Annotated in this window: 18 protein-coding genes; 14 read left to right on the forward strand and 4 right to left on the reverse strand. The window is 74.3% G+C overall.

Annotated elements, in window-relative coordinates; all coding sequences use genetic code 11:
* Positions 1 to 25 precede the first annotated feature (25 nt).
* The 9 genes from FE251_RS01465 to FE251_RS01505 are packed head-to-tail and all read left to right on the forward strand — an operon-like array spanning position 26 to position 8,641.
* Positions 26 to 1,663 carry a methyl-accepting chemotaxis protein gene (locus FE251_RS01465; RefSeq protein ID WP_230976499.1) on the forward strand — a complete coding sequence of 546 codons (1,638 nt, stop codon included), beginning with the start codon at positions 26 to 28 and terminating at the stop codon, positions 1,661 to 1,663.
* Positions 1,664 to 1,677: 14 nt separating this feature from the next.
* Positions 1,678 to 3,369, forward strand: a complete 1,692-nt coding sequence (locus FE251_RS01470; protein ID WP_139947515.1) for a methyl-accepting chemotaxis protein — start codon at positions 1,678 to 1,680, stop codon at positions 3,367 to 3,369.
* Positions 3,370 to 3,379: 10 nt separating this feature from the next.
* Positions 3,380 to 5,005, forward strand: a complete 1,626-nt coding sequence (locus tag FE251_RS01475) for a methyl-accepting chemotaxis protein (RefSeq protein ID WP_139947516.1) — start codon at positions 3,380 to 3,382, stop codon at positions 5,003 to 5,005.
* Between the two features lie 35 nt (positions 5,006 to 5,040).
* Positions 5,041 to 6,132 carry a chemotaxis-specific protein-glutamate methyltransferase CheB gene (gene cheB, locus FE251_RS01480; protein ID WP_139947518.1) on the forward strand — a complete coding sequence of 364 codons (1,092 nt, stop codon included), beginning with the start codon at positions 5,041 to 5,043 and terminating at the stop codon, positions 6,130 to 6,132.
* On the forward strand, positions 6,129 to 6,947 hold the full coding sequence (locus FE251_RS01485) for a CheR family methyltransferase (protein ID WP_139947520.1): 819 nt from the start codon (positions 6,129 to 6,131) through the stop codon (positions 6,945 to 6,947). The genes cheB and FE251_RS01485 overlap by 4 nt, the downstream gene beginning before the upstream one ends.
* On the forward strand, positions 6,944 to 7,327 hold the full coding sequence (locus tag FE251_RS01490) for a response regulator (protein ID WP_139071912.1): 384 nt from the start codon (positions 6,944 to 6,946) through the stop codon (positions 7,325 to 7,327). Before FE251_RS01485 ends, FE251_RS01490 begins: the two co-directional genes overlap by 4 nt.
* Positions 7,324 to 7,791 (forward strand): chemotaxis protein CheX, encoded by a 468-nt coding sequence (locus tag FE251_RS01495; protein ID WP_139947522.1) that lies wholly within the window; start codon positions 7,324 to 7,326, stop codon positions 7,789 to 7,791. Before FE251_RS01490 ends, FE251_RS01495 begins: the two co-directional genes overlap by 4 nt.
* A 2-nt stretch (positions 7,792 to 7,793) precedes the next feature.
* Entirely contained in the window at positions 7,794 to 8,153 is a 360-nt protein-coding gene (locus FE251_RS01500) for a response regulator (protein ID WP_139071915.1), read from the forward strand.
* Entirely contained in the window at positions 8,153 to 8,641 is a 489-nt protein-coding gene (locus FE251_RS01505; RefSeq protein ID WP_139071910.1) for a hypothetical protein, read from the forward strand. The genes FE251_RS01500 and FE251_RS01505 overlap by 1 nt, the downstream gene beginning before the upstream one ends.
* Positions 8,642 to 8,645: 4 nt before the next feature.
* On the opposite strand, the gene FE251_RS01510 is transcribed toward FE251_RS01505, so the two are convergent.
* Complete coding sequence (locus FE251_RS01510; protein WP_218013730.1) at positions 8,646 to 9,458, reverse strand: SGNH/GDSL hydrolase family protein; 813 nt, start codon at positions 9,456 to 9,458, stop codon at positions 8,646 to 8,648.
* 26 nt (positions 9,459 to 9,484) lie between these two features.
* The gene (locus tag FE251_RS01515) at positions 9,485 to 10,216 is read right to left on the reverse strand and encodes a uracil-DNA glycosylase (protein WP_139073478.1); all 732 of its coding nucleotides are present in this window, start codon (positions 10,214 to 10,216) and stop codon (positions 9,485 to 9,487) included.
* A gap of 28 nt (positions 10,217 to 10,244) precedes the next feature.
* Between FE251_RS01515 and FE251_RS01520 the strand changes: the two genes are divergently transcribed.
* The 5 genes from FE251_RS01520 to FE251_RS01540 all read left to right on the forward strand — a co-directional run bounded on the left by FE251_RS01520 (position 10,245) and on the right by FE251_RS01540 (position 15,158).
* Positions 10,245 to 10,523 carry a DUF3263 domain-containing protein gene (locus FE251_RS01520; protein ID WP_218013729.1) on the forward strand — a complete coding sequence of 93 codons (279 nt, stop codon included), beginning with the start codon at positions 10,245 to 10,247 and terminating at the stop codon, positions 10,521 to 10,523.
* 36 nt (positions 10,524 to 10,559) lie between these two features.
* Complete coding sequence (locus FE251_RS01525) at positions 10,560 to 11,150, forward strand: LytR C-terminal domain-containing protein (protein WP_139947524.1); 591 nt, start codon at positions 10,560 to 10,562, stop codon at positions 11,148 to 11,150.
* 656 nt (positions 11,151 to 11,806) lie between these two features.
* Entirely contained in the window at positions 11,807 to 13,435 is a 1,629-nt protein-coding gene (gene groL, locus FE251_RS01530; protein WP_139073475.1) for a chaperonin GroEL, read from the forward strand.
* Positions 13,436 to 13,590: 155 nt separating this feature from the next.
* A complete protein-coding gene (locus FE251_RS01535; RefSeq protein WP_139073474.1) occupies positions 13,591 to 14,274 on the forward strand; it encodes an MgtC/SapB family protein in 684 nt (227 codons plus the stop codon).
* A 2-nt stretch (positions 14,275 to 14,276) separates the two neighbouring features.
* A complete protein-coding gene (locus FE251_RS01540; protein ID WP_139947526.1) occupies positions 14,277 to 15,158 on the forward strand; it encodes a DUF4031 domain-containing protein in 882 nt (293 codons plus the stop codon).
* Between the two features lie 6 nt (positions 15,159 to 15,164).
* Here FE251_RS01540 and FE251_RS01545 read toward each other — a convergent pair whose 3' ends face one another.
* Together FE251_RS01545 and FE251_RS01550 are read right to left on the reverse strand one after the other, a co-directional pair.
* Positions 15,165 to 15,455: a WXG100 family type VII secretion target gene (locus FE251_RS01545; protein WP_139073472.1), complete on the reverse strand. Its 291-nt coding sequence runs from the start codon at positions 15,453 to 15,455 to the stop codon at positions 15,165 to 15,167.
* Between the two features lie 52 nt (positions 15,456 to 15,507).
* The gene (locus FE251_RS01550; protein WP_139073471.1) at positions 15,508 to 16,554 is read right to left on the reverse strand and encodes a hypothetical protein; all 1,047 of its coding nucleotides are present in this window, start codon (positions 16,552 to 16,554) and stop codon (positions 15,508 to 15,510) included.
* Positions 16,555 to 16,640 lie beyond the last annotated feature (86 nt).

Consider the following 16,640-nt stretch of genomic DNA (forward strand, 5'->3'; position numbering starts at 1 on the left):
GCCCACCGCCCTCGAGGAGGAGCCCGTGGCCGTCCTGGCCCCCGAGCACGACACGACCGTCAGCACCCCGTCACCCCTGCCGACGGCCGCCCCAACGGCGCCCCGACGCAAGCTCCGCCTGGCGGACGTCTCCCTGCGCACGAAGATCGTCGGCAGCGCTGTGGGCGGTGCCTCGCTCGTGCTCCTCATGGCCGGGGTCGGCGTCTGGGGGACGACGAGCTCGGCGCAGTTCTCGACCCAGACGCTGGAACGTGAGGTGCGAACCGCGCAGGTGGTCGGGCAGATCGGCGACGTGTTCAGCCAGGCGCAGTACTACGCCACCGCGAGCGCCCTCGCCCCGACGCCGGACGTCGCCCGGGCCGCGCTCGAGGGCTGGGAGACCCGGATGGCGAGCCTCGTCGAGCTCACCTCCGAGTACGCGGCGGACCTCGCCCCGGACGACGAGACCGCCACCCTCGTGGGCGAGGTCCGGGACATCGCCGAGGAGCTGCGCACCAGCGGCGCGGAGGGCGCAGCGCTGGCCGAGCAGATGGAGACACAGCTCGCCACCGTGCGGGCCGACCTCGACCTGGTCGCCGAGATCCACGAGGCGCAGACCTCCGCCGGGCTGTCGGACATGCGCACCGGCGCCAGGGCGGCCGTCACCGCCGCCCTCGTGTGCGCCCTGCTCGGCGCGGTGGTCATGGTCGTCGGCGGGGTCGTCATCGGCCGCGGCATCGCGCGGGACGCGGCCCGCGTCGTCGCGACGAGCCGGGCGATGGCTGCCGGCGACCTCACGACGAGCCACGTGCAGGCCACCGGCCGGGACGAGCTCGGGCAGATCGCCCGCTCGCTCGCCGAGGCACAGGCCGACCTCCGCGAGCTCGTGGCCGGGGCGACCGGCACGGCCCAGTCCGTCGCGGCGGCCGCCGAGCAGCTCTCCGCGGCGGGCGGGACGTTCCTCACCTCGAGCGAGGGTGCCTCCGCCCAGGCCGGTGTCGTGGCGGCCGCCGCCGAGCAGGTCTCCGGCAACATCCAGACGGTCGCCGCCGCGGCCGAGGAGATGGGCGCCTCGATCAGCGAGATCGCCGTCAACGCCGCCGCGGCCGCGCAGGTCGCCGCCCAGGCGAGCGACGTCGCCGCCGCGACGACGCAGACCGTGTCCCGGCTGGGGGCGAGCTCGCAGGAGATCGGGCAGGTCGTCAAGGTCATCACCTCGATCGCGGAGCAGACGAACCTGCTCGCGCTCAACGCGACGATCGAGGCCGCCCGCGCGGGGGAGGCAGGCAAGGGCTTCGCCGTCGTGGCCGGGGAGGTCAAGGAGCTCGCCCGGGAGACGGCCCGCGCCACGGAGGACATCGCGCGACGCGTCGAGAGCATCCAGGTCGACACCACCGGGGCGGTCGACGCGATCACCGAGGTCGCCCGGATCATCGCCCAGATCAACGACTACCAGCTGACGATCGCCTCGGCCGTCGAGGAGCAGAACGCGACGACCGCCGAGATGTCGCGTGGAGTCACCGAGGCCGCGACCGGGTCGGGGGAGATCGCCGCCGGCATCGCGTCGGTGGCCGCCGACACGCGCGGCGCGAGCCAGACCCTCGCCCAGCTCACGGTCGCCACCGAGGAGCTCGCGCGCCAGTCCGCGGACCTCCAGACCCGCCTCGCGCGCTTCAGCTGCTGACCGGAGAAGGAACCATGACCACGACGCTCGCCCCCTCACCCCCGACCGTGACGTCCGCGGAGGTGCGCCCGGGGACCGCCCCGGACGCGGTGCGAGGGCGCCGCCGGTTCCGCGTGGGGACCCGGCTCTACCTCGCCTTCGGTGCCCTCGCGGTGCTCGTCCTCGCCGCCGCGAACCTCGGCGCGTGGGCGGTCAGCGAGCAGAGCGGCTACAGCGAGGAGCTCGAGCGCGTGGAGTCGGTTGCCCAGCTCGCCGAGGAGGCCCGCTTCCACATCGCCGACGCCACCGGCTGGCAGGGCCTGTACCTCGCCGACGTCGGCATCCTCGGCACCGAGGAAGGGCTCGCGCCCGACTCCTACAACAGGACCGGCATGGCCGAGTCCCGGGCGGCCGTCGAGGCCTGGCTCGACGACCTCGACGCCGCCGGGCTGCGCCCCGAGGAGGCCGCGGTCTTCAGCGACCTGCGCCCGGCCTGGGAGGACTTCTTCGCCTGGGACGCCCAGGTGGTCGAGTGGCTCGCCGAGGACACCGACGCCGCCCGACGGACGGCGATCGCGTCGGTCAACGGCGGTGAGGCCGCCGCGGCCTACGAGACCGTGCTCGCGATCGCCGACGAGGCGCAGGCGCTCACCGACGCCGAGACCGCCGCCGTCAAGGCGGACCAGGCCCGCGCCCAGCGGCTCGCCACCACCGCGCTCGTGGCCACCGGGGTCGTCGGGGTCGTGCTCGCCACGGCGCTCGCCCTCGCCACCACCCGGCTCCTCGTCCGCCGGATCCTGCGGCTGAGGCAGGTCGCCGAGCGCCTGAGCGCCGGCGACCTCACCGCCCGCACCGGTCTGGAGCGCACCGACGAGCTCGGTGACACCGGTGCCGCGCTCGACGACGGCGTGGAGGCGGTCCGCCAGCTCGTCGCCGCGGTCGGGGCGTCCGCCCAGCGGGTCGCGGCGTCCGCCGAGGGCCTGGAGACGCGCGCCGGGCGGGTGGCCGGCGAGGTCGGCCAGACCTCGGCCGAGAGCTCCGCCGCGGCCGCCGCCGCCGAGCAGGTCTCCGCCAGCGTGCAGACCGTCGCCGCCGGCGCCGAGGAGATGGGTGCCTCCATCCGGGAGATCGCGCGCACCGCCGAGGAGGCGTCGACCGTCGCCTCCCGGGCCACCGTCGTCGCCCAGGAGACCAACCGGACCGTCGCCCGGCTCGGCACCTCCTCCGCGGAGATCGGGCAGGTCGTCAAGGTCATCACCTCGATCGCGGAGCAGACGAACCTGCTCGCGCTCAACGCGACGATCGAGGCGGCCCGCGCGGGGGAGGCCGGCAAGGGCTTCGCGGTCGTGGCCGGGGAGGTCAAGGAGCTCGCCCGGGAGACGGCGCGGGCCACCGAGGACATCGCCGCCCGCGTCTCGGCGATCCAGCTCGACACCGCCGGCGCCGTCGACGCCATCGAGGAGATCGCCCGGACCGTCGGGTCCATCAACGACCTGCAGATGACCATCGCCTCGGCCGTCGAGGAGCAGACCGCCACGACCGGCGAGATGAGCCGCGGCCTGGCCGAGGCCGCCTCGGGCTCCGGCGGCATCGCCGCCAACGTCACCGTCCTCGCGGGCTCTGCCGACACCCTCGACGGCGTCGTCCGCGAGATGAGCACCGAGGTCGCCGACCTCGCCGTCCTGTCCACCGAGCTGCGCGACCGCGTCGCGAGCTTCGTCTACTGAGAGAGCGACCATGACCGCAACGACGTCCGGCGCAGCCGGGCCCGAGCGCGCCACGCGCTCGCCGCGCCGGACCTCGGTGCAGACCAAGATCCTCGCCCTCGTCCTCCTGCTCGTCACCGTGGCGGGGGCCGGCGGGCTGTACTCCTCCGTCAGCGGGTCGCGGACGTCGGAGCGCGCGACCGGCATGGTCACCCTCCAGAGCGAGATCGGCGGCGCGCAGGACGACCTCACCGCCGCCCACCGGGAGGGCCGGCTCCTCGTCGCCCAGATCGCCGCCGCCGTCGGGCCCGACGCGAAGGCGGGGTGGGCCACGGTCCTCGAGGAGCTGAGCGCGTCGACCGCGACCCTCGTCGACCGGATCGGCGCGAGCGAGGTGGGCTCCTGGCCGGAGTGGGAGTCCTTCCTCACCGGCTGGGCGGAGTGGACCGACTTCCGGGACCGCATGCTCGTGCCGGCGGCGCTGGAGACCAGCCGCTCCCGGTACTCCGCGCTCGCCAGCACCGACGGCACGTCCTACGTCGAGCGGGTCGAGGCGGACCTCGCCGCCCTCTCCGACCGGGTCGACTCGCTGGTCGCGCAGGAGGCGAGTGCGATCAAGGCGAACTCCGCACGCGGCCGCGTCGTGCTCCTCGTCGCGATCCTCGTCGGGATCTCCCTGGCCGGGACCGCCGGGTTCCTGCTCGCCCGCTCCATCCGCCGGTCGGTCGACAGCGTCCGGCACTCCCTGTCCGCCCTCGCGCACGGTGACTTCACCGTGCCGGCAGCCGTGCGCACGAGGGACGAGATCGGGGAGATGGCCGAGGAGCTCAACGAGGCGAGGCGGTGCCTGAGCGAGCTCGTGGGGTCGGTCGCGGCGACGTCCACGAGCGTCGCTGTGGCCACCGCCGAGGTCGCGACCGCCACCGAGCAGGTCGGCGCCCAGTCCCGGGAGAGCAGCACCCACGCCGAGTCGATGGCCGTCGCCGCGGAGCAGGTCTCCCAGAACATCCACACCGTCGCCACCGGCGCGGAGCAGATGGGCTCCTCCATCCAGGAGATCTCCCAGAACGCCAACGAGGCCGCCGCCGTCGCCGCGAAGGCGACGGCCGTCGCCGCCGCGACCACGCAGACCGTGTCCCAGCTGGGGGCGAGCTCGCAGGAGATCGGGCAGGTCGTCAAGGTCATCACGACGATCGCGGAGCAGACGAACCTGCTCGCGCTCAACGCGACGATCGAGGCGGCCCGCGCGGGGGAGGCAGGCAAGGGCTTCGCCGTCGTGGCCGGGGAGGTCAAGGAGCTCGCCCGGGAGACGGCGCGGGCCACGGAGGACATCGCCGCCCGCGTCTCGGCGATCCAGCTCGACACCGCGGGCGCCGTCGACGCCATCGGCCAGATCTCGGCGATCATCGCCTCGATCAACGACTACCAGGGCTCCATCGCCTCGGCGGTCGAGGAGCAGACGGCGACGACCACCGAGATGGCCCGCTCGGTGCAGGAGGCGGCCACGGGCTCCGGTGAGATCGCCGGCACCGTCACCCGGCTCGCCGCGGCCGGCGGGGAGTCCAGCGTGGCGGTCGAGCAGATCGGCGCCTCCCTCGTCGAGCTCGACCGGATGTCCGCCGACCTGCGCCGGCTCTGCGCCCGGTTCGTCTACTGAGGCCGCGCCATGACACCCGTGAGGAGGCGGCTGCGATGACCGTCCGCGTGCTCGTCGTCGACGACTCCGTCGTCGTGCGCCGGCTGGTCACCCACGCGCTCGCCGCCGACCCCGGCATCGACGTCGTGGGCACCGCCGCCAACGGCCGGCTCGCCCTCGCCAAGATCGAGCAGCTCGCCCCGGACCTCGTGACGATGGACATCGAGATGCCCGAGCTCGACGGGATCGCCGCCGTGCGGGCGCTGCGCGCGGCGGGCCACCGCATGCCCGTGGTCATGTTCTCCACGCTCACCGAGCGCGGAGCCGCCGCCACCCTCGAGGCGCTGTCGGCCGGCGCGACGGACTACGTGGCCAAGCCGACGGGCGCGGGCAGCGTGCACGAGGCGCTCGGCCGGGTCGCCGCCGAGCTCGTCCCCAAGATCCACGCCCTCGTCCCCACCCGGCTCGGCGCCGTGCGCGGTCGCCCTGCCGCAGCCGCCGGCGACACCACCAGGCCCTCCACCCGCGGACCGGTCCGGCTGCGGCCCGCATCCCTCCGCGCCACCCCCGTCCGGCTCCTCGTCCTCGGCGCCTCCACCGGCGGTCCGGCGGCCCTGGCCGAGGTTGTCGGCGCGCTGAGCAGCCCTCCGGCCGTCCCCGTCGCCGTCGTGCAGCACATGCCGGCCGTGTTCACGCGCCAGCTCGCCGACCGGCTCGACCGCCTCGGCCCGGCGACCGTCGTCGAGGCCACCGACGGACTCGCCCTGCGGGCGGGCCACGCCTACGTCGCCCCGGGCGGCCGGCACCTCACCGTGGTGGCCGACCGCACCGGCCTGCGCGCCCGGCTCACCGACACCCCGCCGGTGAACTACAGCCGCCCCGCCGTCGACGTCCTCTTCCGGTCGGCGGTCGCGGCGCTGGGCGGGGCCGTCGGCGCCGTCGTGCTCACCGGGATGGGCAGCGACGGCGCGGCGGGGTCGGGCGCGGTGGCCGACGCCGGCGGTCACGTCGTCGTCCAGGACGAGCAGTCGTCGGTCGTGTGGGGGATGCCGGGCGCGACCGCGACCGCCGGCCACGCGCACGCCGTCCTCCCGCTGCACGAGATCGCCGCAGCCATGGAACGGATGATGTCCGAGGGGCTGCGGTGAGCGTGTCGGCGCAGACCTTCGACTACGTCGCGGACCTCGTGCGCACCAGGAGCGCGATCCAGCTCGGACCCGGCAAGGAGTACCTCGTCGAGAGCCGCCTCGCACCGCTCGCGCGGGAGCGGGGGATGGTCGGGCCCGCCGCGGTCGACGCCTACGTGCGCGACGTGCGCCGCGGACCGGACCGCGGCGAGCTCACGCGCGTCGTCGAGGCGCTGACGACGAACGAGACGTCCTGGTTCCGCGACAGTGCGGCCTTCGGTGCGCTGCGCACGCACCTGCTCCCCGGGCTGCGCGCGCAGCGGCCCGGGCCGCTGCGGATCTGGTCCGCCGCCTGCTCGACCGGCCAGGAGCCCTACAGCATCGCGATGACCCTGCTCGAAGCAGGGGAGACGCGCTTCTCGGTGCTCGCGACCGACCTGTCCACCGCGGTGCTCGCGCAGGCCACGAGGGGCGAGTACAGCCAGCTGGAGATGAACCGGGGACTGCCCGCGCCGATGCTCGTGCGTCACTTCGCCCGCGCGGGCGCCGGCTGGGCCGTGAAGGACGAGCTGCGCAGGCGCGTCGGCTTCGCGCAGCACAACCTCCTCCAGCGGCCGCCCCCCGGGCCGTTCGACGTCGTCTTCCTGCGCAACGTCCTCATCTACTTCGACACCACGACCAAGCGCGACATCGTCGCCCGCGTCCGCCGGGCGATGCGCCCGGGCGGGTTCCTCATCCTCGGCGCCGCCGAGTCGATGGTGGGGATCGACGACGCCTGGGAGCGGGTGACCGTCACCGGCGGACCGGTCTACCGAGCACCTGGAGGCACCCCATGAGAGCCCTCGTCATCGACGACTCGCGCGCCATGCGCCGCATCGTCTCCCGCCAGCTCGAGGGCCTCGGGTTCGCCGTCGACGAGGCGGGCGACGGGGCCCAGGCCCTCGCGCTCCTCGAGGCCGACGCCGGCTACCACCTCGCGTGCATCGACTGGAACATGCCCGTCATGGACGGGCTGGCCTTCGTCCAGGCCGTGCGCGCCCGGCGGGAGTGGCGCGGCGTCACGCTCATGATGGTGACGACGGAGTCGGAGCACGATCAGATCGTGCGCGCGCTGGCCGCCGGGGCGCACGAGTACCTCATCAAGCCGTTCACGCCGGACGCGCTCCTGGGCAAGCTCGAGATCCTCGGGCTCGTGCCCGCCGGGGAGATCGCATGACCGGGACCATGGCCGACCACGTCGTCGCCATCACGCGCGACCTGTTCACCGCGATGGTCGACGGCGAGCCCGGCGCGCTGGGCGAGGTGCCCGGGACCGCGCCGGTGCTCACGGACCCGGTACGGGCGTGGGTCGACATCCGCGGTGACCGGGCCCTGCGGATCCTCGTGGCGACCGGCCGCGTCACCGCCGAGCGGATCACCCGCGCGCTGCTCGACCTCGAGGAGCACGACGACGTCGCGGCCGACGACGTGGGCGACGCGCTCGGGGAGATCGCCAACGTCATCGGCGGCAACGTCAAGGGCCTGCTCCCCGACCGCTCCGTCCTGAGTCTGCCGGTCGTCGCCTTCGGCGGCCCGGCCCCCGACGGCGCGCCGCTGTGGACGAGGTCCCTGCAGTGGCGCGAAGAAGCCCTGGTCGTCTCGATGGGGGACGTCCCCGTGAACCAAGAGGAGTACCTGTGAGCCTGCGAGTGATCGTCGCCGACGACAGCAAGGTGATGCGTCAGATCGTCATCCGGACCCTGCGCCAGGCGGGGTACGGGGACTGGGAGGTCACCGAGGCGACGAACGGGGCCGAGGCGCTGGAGCTCGCGCTCGCCCAGCAGCCCGACCTCGTTCTCTCGGACTGGAACATGCCCGAGATGACGGGCATCGAGCTGCTGCGCCGGCTCAACGCCGGCACCGACATCCCCCTCGGCTTCGTCACGTCGGAGGGGTCGCAGCAGATGCGCGAGCTCGCGCAGAGCGAGGGGGCCCTGTTCCTCATCGCCAAGCCGTTCACGCCGGACGCGTTCCGCTCGACCATCGACCCCTTCCTCGCCTGATGGCCACGACACCGCTCCCGCCCCTCAAGGAGCTGCGCGACCTGCTCACCATGCTCGTCGGGCGCGACTGCGAGGTCGCCCTGGCCGACAGGTCGGTGACCCCGGCCACCGAGCCGGGCGTCGTCGCCGGGGTCTACGTCACCCAGTTCCTCCGCGCCGAGGTCGTCGTCGCGCTCGACACCTACCTCGCCGCCGCGCTCGGCGGGGCGCTCGCCCTCCTCCCGGCCCGGACGGCGCTCGGGTCGGTGGGCCCCGGCCCCCTGCCCGAGACGCTGCTCGAGAACGTCTCGGAGGTCCTCAACGTCGTCTCCGCGCTCTTCAACGTCGGTGACGCGCCGCACCTGCGGCTGGAGGACGTCCACGACTCGGGCGCCGCGCTCCTGCCGGCGGACGTCGCCTCCTGGCTGCGCAGCTACGGTCCCCGCCTCGACGTGCGCGTCGACGTGCGCGGCTACGGCGACGGGCTCCTGTCGATCGTCCTGCGCTGAGGCCTCAGCGGGGCTCGACGACGACGGGCACCGGGTACTTCGCCCGCCGCAGGTCCCCCGAGGACCTGCGGTGCAGCCGGCGCTGCGCCCACGGCAGGGCGTAGGCACGCGCCCAGCGCACGTTGCCGCGCCACCGGTCGGCGCGCGCCGCCGGTGGCAGCGGGACGAGCGGGTCGTCCCAGGCGACGTCGTCCGGTGCCAGGCCCAGGCCGACGAGCGCCGCCTGCGCCGCCCGCTCGTGCCCCGCCGTCGAGAGGTGGATGCGGTCCTCGGCCCACATGCGCATGTCGCGCAGCGAGCGCATGCCCCACGTGTCCAGGACGAAGGCGCCGTGCCGGTGGGCGATCGACCACAGCCCGGCAGCGTAGACGGCGGCCTTGGGCCGCGTGCGCTGGATGACCGGTGAGCCGGCCGGGTCGAAACCGGTCCCCATGAGGACGTCCACGCCGGCCGCGCGCAGCCCGGCGACGGCGTCCTCCAGCCCCGCGAGGAGCGCGTCGACGTCCGCCCCCGGGCGCAGGATGTCGTTCCCGCCGCCGATGAGCGAGACGAGGTCGGGGTCGAGCTCGCGGGCCACCGGCAGCTGCTCGCTGATGATCTGGCCGAGCAGCCGGCCCCGTACCGCGAGGTTGGCGTACTCCAGGGGCGCCTGGCCCGCCGCGCCCCGGCGGGCCGAGAGCGAGGCTGCGAGCAGGTCCGCCCAGCCGCGCTGGCGGCCCGGGTCGGTCGGGTCAGGGTCCACCATCCCCTCGGTGAAGGAGTCGCCGAGGGCGACGTAACGGCTCCAGCGCGGGGCGGGGGTGGTGCTGTCGGTCACCCGACGATCCTGCCAGCCCGCGCCGCTCAGGGCAGCGCCCAGCGCACCGGCCGTCCGCCCTGCTCCTCGAGCAGCGCGTTCGCGCGGGAGAACGGCCGGGAGCCGAAGAAGCCCCGGGAGGCCGACAGCGGGCTCGGGTGCGCCGAGGCGACGACGGGCACGTCACCGAGGAGCGGGCGCAGGGTCTGTGCCTGGTTGCCCCACAGGATCGCCACGAGCGGACCGCCACGCTCGACGAGCGCCCGGATCGCGTGGTCGGTCACCGCCTCCCAGCCCTTGCCGCGGTGCGAGGCGGGCTTGCCCGGCGTCACGGTGAGGACCCGGTTGAGCAGCAGCACCCCGTCCTGCGCCCACGGCGAGAGGTCGCCCGTCGTCGGCGGGTGGGTGCCGACGTCGTCGACGAGCTCGCGGAAGACGTTGACGAGGCTGCGCGGGATCGGGCGGACGTCCGGCTGGACGGAGAACGACAGCCCCATGGGGTGGCCCGGGGTGGGGTAGGGGTCCTGGCCCACGAGGACGACCCGGACGTCGTCGAACGGGTGGGTGAAGGCGCGCAGCACGTCCTGCCCGGCGGGCAGGTACCCGCGGCCGGCGGCGACCTCCTCGCGCAGGAAGTCGCCCATGGCGTGGACCTGGGGCTCGACCGGGGCGAGGGCGGCGGCCCAGCCGGGGTCGAGGATCTCGGCGAGGGGGGTCACGGCCCGCAGCCTAGCCCGGTGGCCGAGGGGAATGACATGCGTGTCGTTCCCCCGTAGCATGGGCAGGTCGCAGGACGAAGGAGGAGACATGGACACCGCTTACGCGTTGGGTCCGCAGGCCGCGCTCGAGGACACCGAGCGCGAGATCCTCGCCTTCGAGCGGCAGTGGTGGAAGTACGGGGGCGCCAAGGAGACCGCGATCCGCGACCTCTTCGGCATGAGCGCCACCCGCTACTACCAGGTCCTCAACTCCCTCATCGACACCGAGGCCGCGCTCGCGGCCGACCCCATGCTCGTCAAGCGCCTGCGCCGGCTGCGCGACGCCCGTCAGCGCGAGCGTTCCGGGCGTCGCCTGGGAGCCCACTGACCCCGCCCCGGCGCTCGACACCGGTAGCCTGCTGGCGTGAGTGAGTATCCCGAGGACGAGTTCGACGTCGCCGCGCGTGACCGGGGCCCGGAGGGCGTCCACCGCGAGCCGCCGTCGCTGTGGCGCGCGCTCGCGCCCTTCCTCGCGGTCATCGTCATCGTGCCGCTGCTCGCCTGGGGTGCGGTGAGCCTGCTGTCCGACAACGACGGCGACGACGCTCCGCTCGAGCCCGTGCCCGCCGCGACCGCCCCCGCCACCGAGGAGCCCGCTCCGGGGGAGACGGCCGAGCCCACGCCCACCGCCCCCGCGGAGGAGCCCAGCGAGCCGGCCGTGCCGGACGTCGTCCGCACGGCGTCGATCTCCGTGCTCAACGGCGCCGGCGTCAACGGGCTGGCCGGGCGGGTCGCCGGGGAGCTCCAGGCGGACGGGTTCACCACGGTCGGGGCCGCGGACTACACCTCCGGCACGCCCGACGTCACCACCCTCTACTACCGCAACGCGGAGCTGGCGCCCACGGCGCAGGCCATCGGCACGCTCCTCGGGATCGACAACCTCGTCGAGTCGCCCGCGGCGACGCAGAACGTCGAGATCGCCATCGTGCTGCGAGCGGACTACACCGGCCGTTGACCATCCCGCTGGTCTCGGGTGCCCGGGCACGGACCGACCATTGACCCGTGACGGCGGTCACACCTAGAGTGTGGACGGCATTCCTCCACAGCGCCGTGGGGACCGTCGGGCCAGCGGTCTGTTGGCCGCTGGCCCGGCACTGCCCCCGTCTCGGGCGAGGGCGGTCCGGATGACCGTGAGCTGGTCGGTGAGGACGCCGGAGATCATCTCCTGGGTGTCGTGATCCGCTCGACCGTGCCCGTGAGGTCGGCGACGTGGCGCAGGTCGTGGCCCGCCCGTCGACCACCCCGACGAAATATGAGAGGTCCCGCGTCCCGCGCCGCGCCCCCGCGTGCGATCCGGCGCTCGGTGAGAAGAGGGGGTGTCCGGCGTGCGGGCGTCCGGAGGGGCTGTCCGGCGAGGGGTGCGCTCGCGAGGCTCTCCACCGCCGAGCGCTGGATCCTGCACGGGATTCCCGCTTCTGCGGCTGGTGAACCTTCTTGCACTCGGAGGGGGAGAGTGCCAAGATTCTCGTTAGCACTCTCGTATCGAGAGTGACAGCACGTTGGGCCGGTCCGTGAGGCCTGGCGCCCCGGCGGGACGTGACCGCCGCCGGCGCCGGCCGTCCGTCGCGGGCACTGGCCGACCCCCCCACGCTACAGCGGAGGATCTACCCCATGGCAAAGATGATTGCCTTTGACGAGGAGGCCCGTCGCGGTATGGAGCGCGGGCTCAACCAGCTCGCCGACACCGTGAAGGTCACGCTCGGCCCCAAGGGTCGCAACGTCGTCCTCGAGAAGAAGTGGGGCGCCCCCACGATCACCAACGACGGCGTGTCCATCGCCAAGGAGATCGACCTCGAGGACCCCTACGAGAAGATCGGCGCCGAGCTGGTCAAGGAGGTCGCGAAGAAGACCGACGACGTCGCCGGTGACGGCACGACGACGGCGACCGTCCTCGCCCAGGCGCTCGTCCGCGAGGGCCTGCGCAACGTGGCCGCCGGTGCGAACCCGATCGCGCTGCGCCGCGGCATCGAGAAGGCCGTCGCGGCCGTGACCGAGAAGCTCTTCGAGCAGGCGAAGCCGGTCGAGACCAAGGAGCAGATCGCCGCCACCGCCGCGATCTCCGCGGGCGACCCGGCCATCGGCGAGCTCATCGCCGAGGCCATCGACAAGGTCGGCGCCGAGGGCGTCATCACCGTCGAGGAGTCCCAGACCTTCGGCCTGGAGCTCGAGCTCACCGAGGGCATGCGCTTCGACAAGGGCTACATCTCGCCCTACTTCGTCACCGACGCCGAGCGCCAGGAGGCCGTCCTCGAGGACGCCTACGTCCTGCTCGTCGAGTCGAAGATCGCGAACGTCAAGGACCTGCTCCCGCTGCTCGAGAAGGTCATCCAGTCCGGCAAGCCGCTGGCGATCATCGCCGAGGACGTCGAGGGCGAGGCCCTGGCCACGCTCGTCGTCAACAAGATCCGCGGCACCTTCAAGTCCGTCGCCGTCAAGGCCCCGGGCTTCGGCGACCGCCGCAAGGCGATGCTCCAGGACATGGCCATCCTCACCGGCGGCCAGGTCATCTCCGAGACGGTCGGCCTCAAGCTCGAGACCGCGGACCTCGATCTCCTGGGCCAGGCCCGCAAGGTCGTCGTCACCAAGGACGAGACCACCATCGTCGAGGGCGCCGGCAACCCGGACCAGATCGAGGGCCGGGTCGCCCAGATCCGCGCCGAGATCGAGAACTCCGACTCGGACTACGACCGCGAGAAGCTCCAGGAGCGCCTCGCCAAGCTCGCCGGCGGCGTCGCCGTCCTCAAGGCGGGCGCGGCCACCGAGGTCGAGCTCAAGGAGCGCAAGCACCGCATCGAGGACGCCGTCCGCAACGCCAAGGCCGCCCAGGAGGAGGGCATCGTCGCCGGTGGTGGCGTCGCCCTCATCCAGGCCGCCAAGGACGCGTTCGACGACCTCGAGCTCGAGGGTGACGAGGCGACCGGTGCGAACATCGTCCGGGTCGCCGCGGACGCTCCGCTCAAGCGGATCGCCATCAACGCCGGCCTCGAGGGCGGCGTCGTCGCGGAGAAGGTGCGCAACCTCCCCGCGGGCCACGGCCTCAACGCCGCTACCGGCGAGTACGAGGACCTGCTGGCCAACGGCATCGCCGACCCGGTCAAGGTGACGCGCTCCGCCCTGGAGAACGCTGCCTCGATCGCCGGCCTGTTCCTCACCACCGAGGCCATCGTGGCCGAGAAGCCGGAGAAGAACGGCGCTCCGGCCGGCGGTGGCGACGACATGGGCGGCATGGGCGGGTTCTGACCCGACCCGGGCCGGGCGACCGGCCCTGACCGTCCCGACGGGGCGGCACCTTCCACGGAGGGTGCCGCCCCGTCGGCGTCTGTCGCGGCCCTCGTGCGGCAGGAGCACAATGACCGCGTGGCAGGCCTGCGGTCCTGCCCGGGGAGGGGGAGGCCATGTGGGAGCTGACTGCGGAGCTGCGTGACGAGCTCGTCATGGTCGGCCTGGCGTTCGTGCTCTCCGCCGGCATCGGCGCGGAGCGGGAGTACCACCGCAAGGACGCCGGGCTGCGGACCCACGTTCTCGTCGGGGTGGGCGCGGCGCTCTTCGCCGTCGTCTCCGCCTACGGCTTCGCCGCCGTCACCGGGGAGAGACCCGGGGACCCCACCCGCATCGCCGCCCAGATCGTCAGCGGCGTCGGGTTCCTCGGCGCCGGCGTCATCCTCACCCGCGGCCACGTGGTCCACGGGCTCACGACGGCGGCGACCATCTGGCTCGTCTCGGCGGTGGGGACCGCCTGCGGGGCCGGGCTGCCGATCTTCGCCATCGCCGTGACCGCGGGCTACCTCGTCCTCCTCCCGCTGGTCAGCGTGATCAGCGAGCGGATGCCCAAGGCGCCGGAGATCTCGAACATCGTCCTGCGCTACCTCGACGGCCACGACGCGCTGCGCACGGTCTTCACCACCGCCACCCGGCTCAGGTGCCGGGGCGCGGTGCTCAGCTCCGACGTCGTCGGGCCAGGGCTCACCGAGGTGCGCCTGGAGTTCATCGGCCGGCACGACAAGCAGGAGCTCGTGGCCGCGCTCACACCGCTCGAGGGTATCCAGCGGGTCCTCCTCGTCGAGGAGAGCAGCCAGTAGCGGTGGTCGTCCTCCTCGACCGGCCGCGCTGGCCGGCCCACGGCACGCTCTGGGCGCACCTCGTGTCCGACACCAGCCTCGCCGAGCTGCACGACTTCGCCTCCCGCTGCGGCGTCCCGCGCCGGGCCTTCGACCTCGACCACTACGACGTGCCCGCCGAGCGGCACGCCGAGCTCCTCGCCGCCGGGGCGCGGGACGTCACCGGGCACGAGCTCATCCGGCGGCTGCGGGCCGCCGGGCTGCGCGTGCCGGCCGTCGAACGGCCCGTCCGCCGGGCCCTCGTCGCGCGCTGGGAGGACCTGCAGCCCGGCCACCCCGGGGTGGGGGAGGAGGTCCTCGCCCGGTGGGGCGAGCCGCACCGGGTCTACCACTCCCTCGCTCATCTCACCGCGGTGCTCGACCGGCTCGATCTCCTCGCCGCCGCCGGCGAGCAGGTCACCCCCGAGGTCCGGCTCGCCGCGTGGTTCCACGACGCCGTGCACGACGGCGCCAGCCCAGCCGACGAGGACGCCTCGGCCGAGCTCGCCGCCCGTCTGCTCGCCCCGGCGGTGGGTGTCGCGCGCGCCGGGGAGGTCGCCCGGCTCGTGCGGCTGACCGCCGGCCACGAGACCGCCCCCGACGACGACGCCGGGCACGCGCTCTGCGACGCCGACCTCGGCGTGCTCGGCGGCTCGCCGCAGGAGTACTCCGCCTACGCCGACCAGGTGCGCGACGAGTACCGCGACGTGCCGGACGCGGACTTCCGCCGCGGCCGCGTGGCCGTCCTCCACCGGCTGCTCGACAGGCCCGCGCTCTACCGCACCGCGGCCGGTGCACGGCTGTGGGAGGCGGCTGCCCGCCGTAACGTCGCCGCCGAGATCACCTCCCTCCGCGCCGGCCGCTGACCGCGCCTACCGGGCGAACAGCCCGTGGGCGTTCGCCTCTGCCTCGGCGTAGGTCCGCCCGGCGTGGTCCAGCGCCTCGGTGATCTGCGCGAGCGACTGCTCGACGAGCTGCTGGGTGGCCCGCCACTCCTCGGCGACCTCGGCGAAGCTCTGTGCCGCTCCACCGCTCCACGTCGCCTGCAGGTCGAGCAGCTGGGTCATCATCCGGGCGACCTCCGCGTGGATCGCCGCCGCGCTCTCGCGCGCCCGCGCCGCCGCGCCGTGGACCTCGGAGCTGTCCACCTCGAACCGCGTCATCGTCCTCTCCCTCCCTCGCCCGCGCCCTGGTGGCGCGGTGCTGGCAGCGAGACTAGGAACGGGGAAGTCGCGGGGGCGGGCGGAACAGCGAGCCTGCTGAGCCCGCGGCATCGTCCGTGGACTGTGCAGCACCCTGGACCCGGCGCCGCTTGGCGCGCGCCCGCCTGCGCAGCTCGAAGTCCGGGTCGCGCTCGATGCCCGACAGCGCCCGCTCGTCCTCGTCCTCCGGCGCGGCGCCGTTCGGGGCGGCGGGCCAGGGCGTTGGCTCGGGCGTGACGCGGGGCGCGTCCTCCGCGCGCCCGGCCGGCGCCTGCTCCTCCTCGCGGCGGGCCGCCGGCCCCTTGGCCGGCCAGGTCGCCGTCGTCCCGCCGCTCCCGGAGCGGTGCGGCGCAGACGGTGCCTCGGTGCCGCCGAGGGCGGCGAGGCGCGTGCGCAGGTGGCTCAGCTCGGCGGTGAGGTTCTCCCGCGCCGGCTCCTCCCACGCGAGGCTGAACGGGCTGACGAACAGCCGGCGCCGCTGGAGCAGCCGGGTGAGGATCGCGATCCGGGAGACGACGTAGTCCTCCTCGGGGATGTGCGCGTACTCCTCGCGGATCGCGCGCCGGTAGGCCGCGTAGCGCTGCGGCTCCACCGCGAGGGTGGCGAGGTCCGCGTCGCACAGGGCGAGGGCGTCGACGTCACGCTCGTCGGCGTCGTGACGAGCGAGGTCGAGGATGAGCTCGGCCACCCGCTCGACGACGTCCGGCGGCACCTCGAGCGCGGTGAGGTCCTCGCGCGCCAGCTCCGCGCTGGCCACCTCGTCCTCACCGCCGCGCCCGGCGTAGGCCACCTGCGGGGAGGAGCTGAAGACCGCGCCGTGGTACCAGGCGGCCAGCCGCACGACGTCGGGGACGTGCGTCTCCTCGGCCAGCTCGTCGACGCGGGCGAGCACGTCGACGAGGTGGCGCAGGTTGTGGAACTTGCGGTCCGGCTCCTGCCAGCGCTCCACGAGCGCGCGGGCGGTCCGTTGGATCTCCCCGCGGTCGGCGCGCGCGCCCACGGCGACGGCACTGCGCACGAACGCGGAGACGAGCCACTGCGGCGCGTCGGCGTGGCTCACCGGACCTCCCCTCATCGACTGGACATCGTAGACCTCCGCGGCCCCCACGTGGGACCTCTGTCGGAGCGATCGCGGGTGCCCCATCA

This window comes from Georgenia wutianyii (assembly GCF_006349365.1).
Lineage (GTDB): Bacteria > Actinomycetota > Actinomycetes > Actinomycetales > Actinomycetaceae > Oceanitalea > Oceanitalea wutianyii.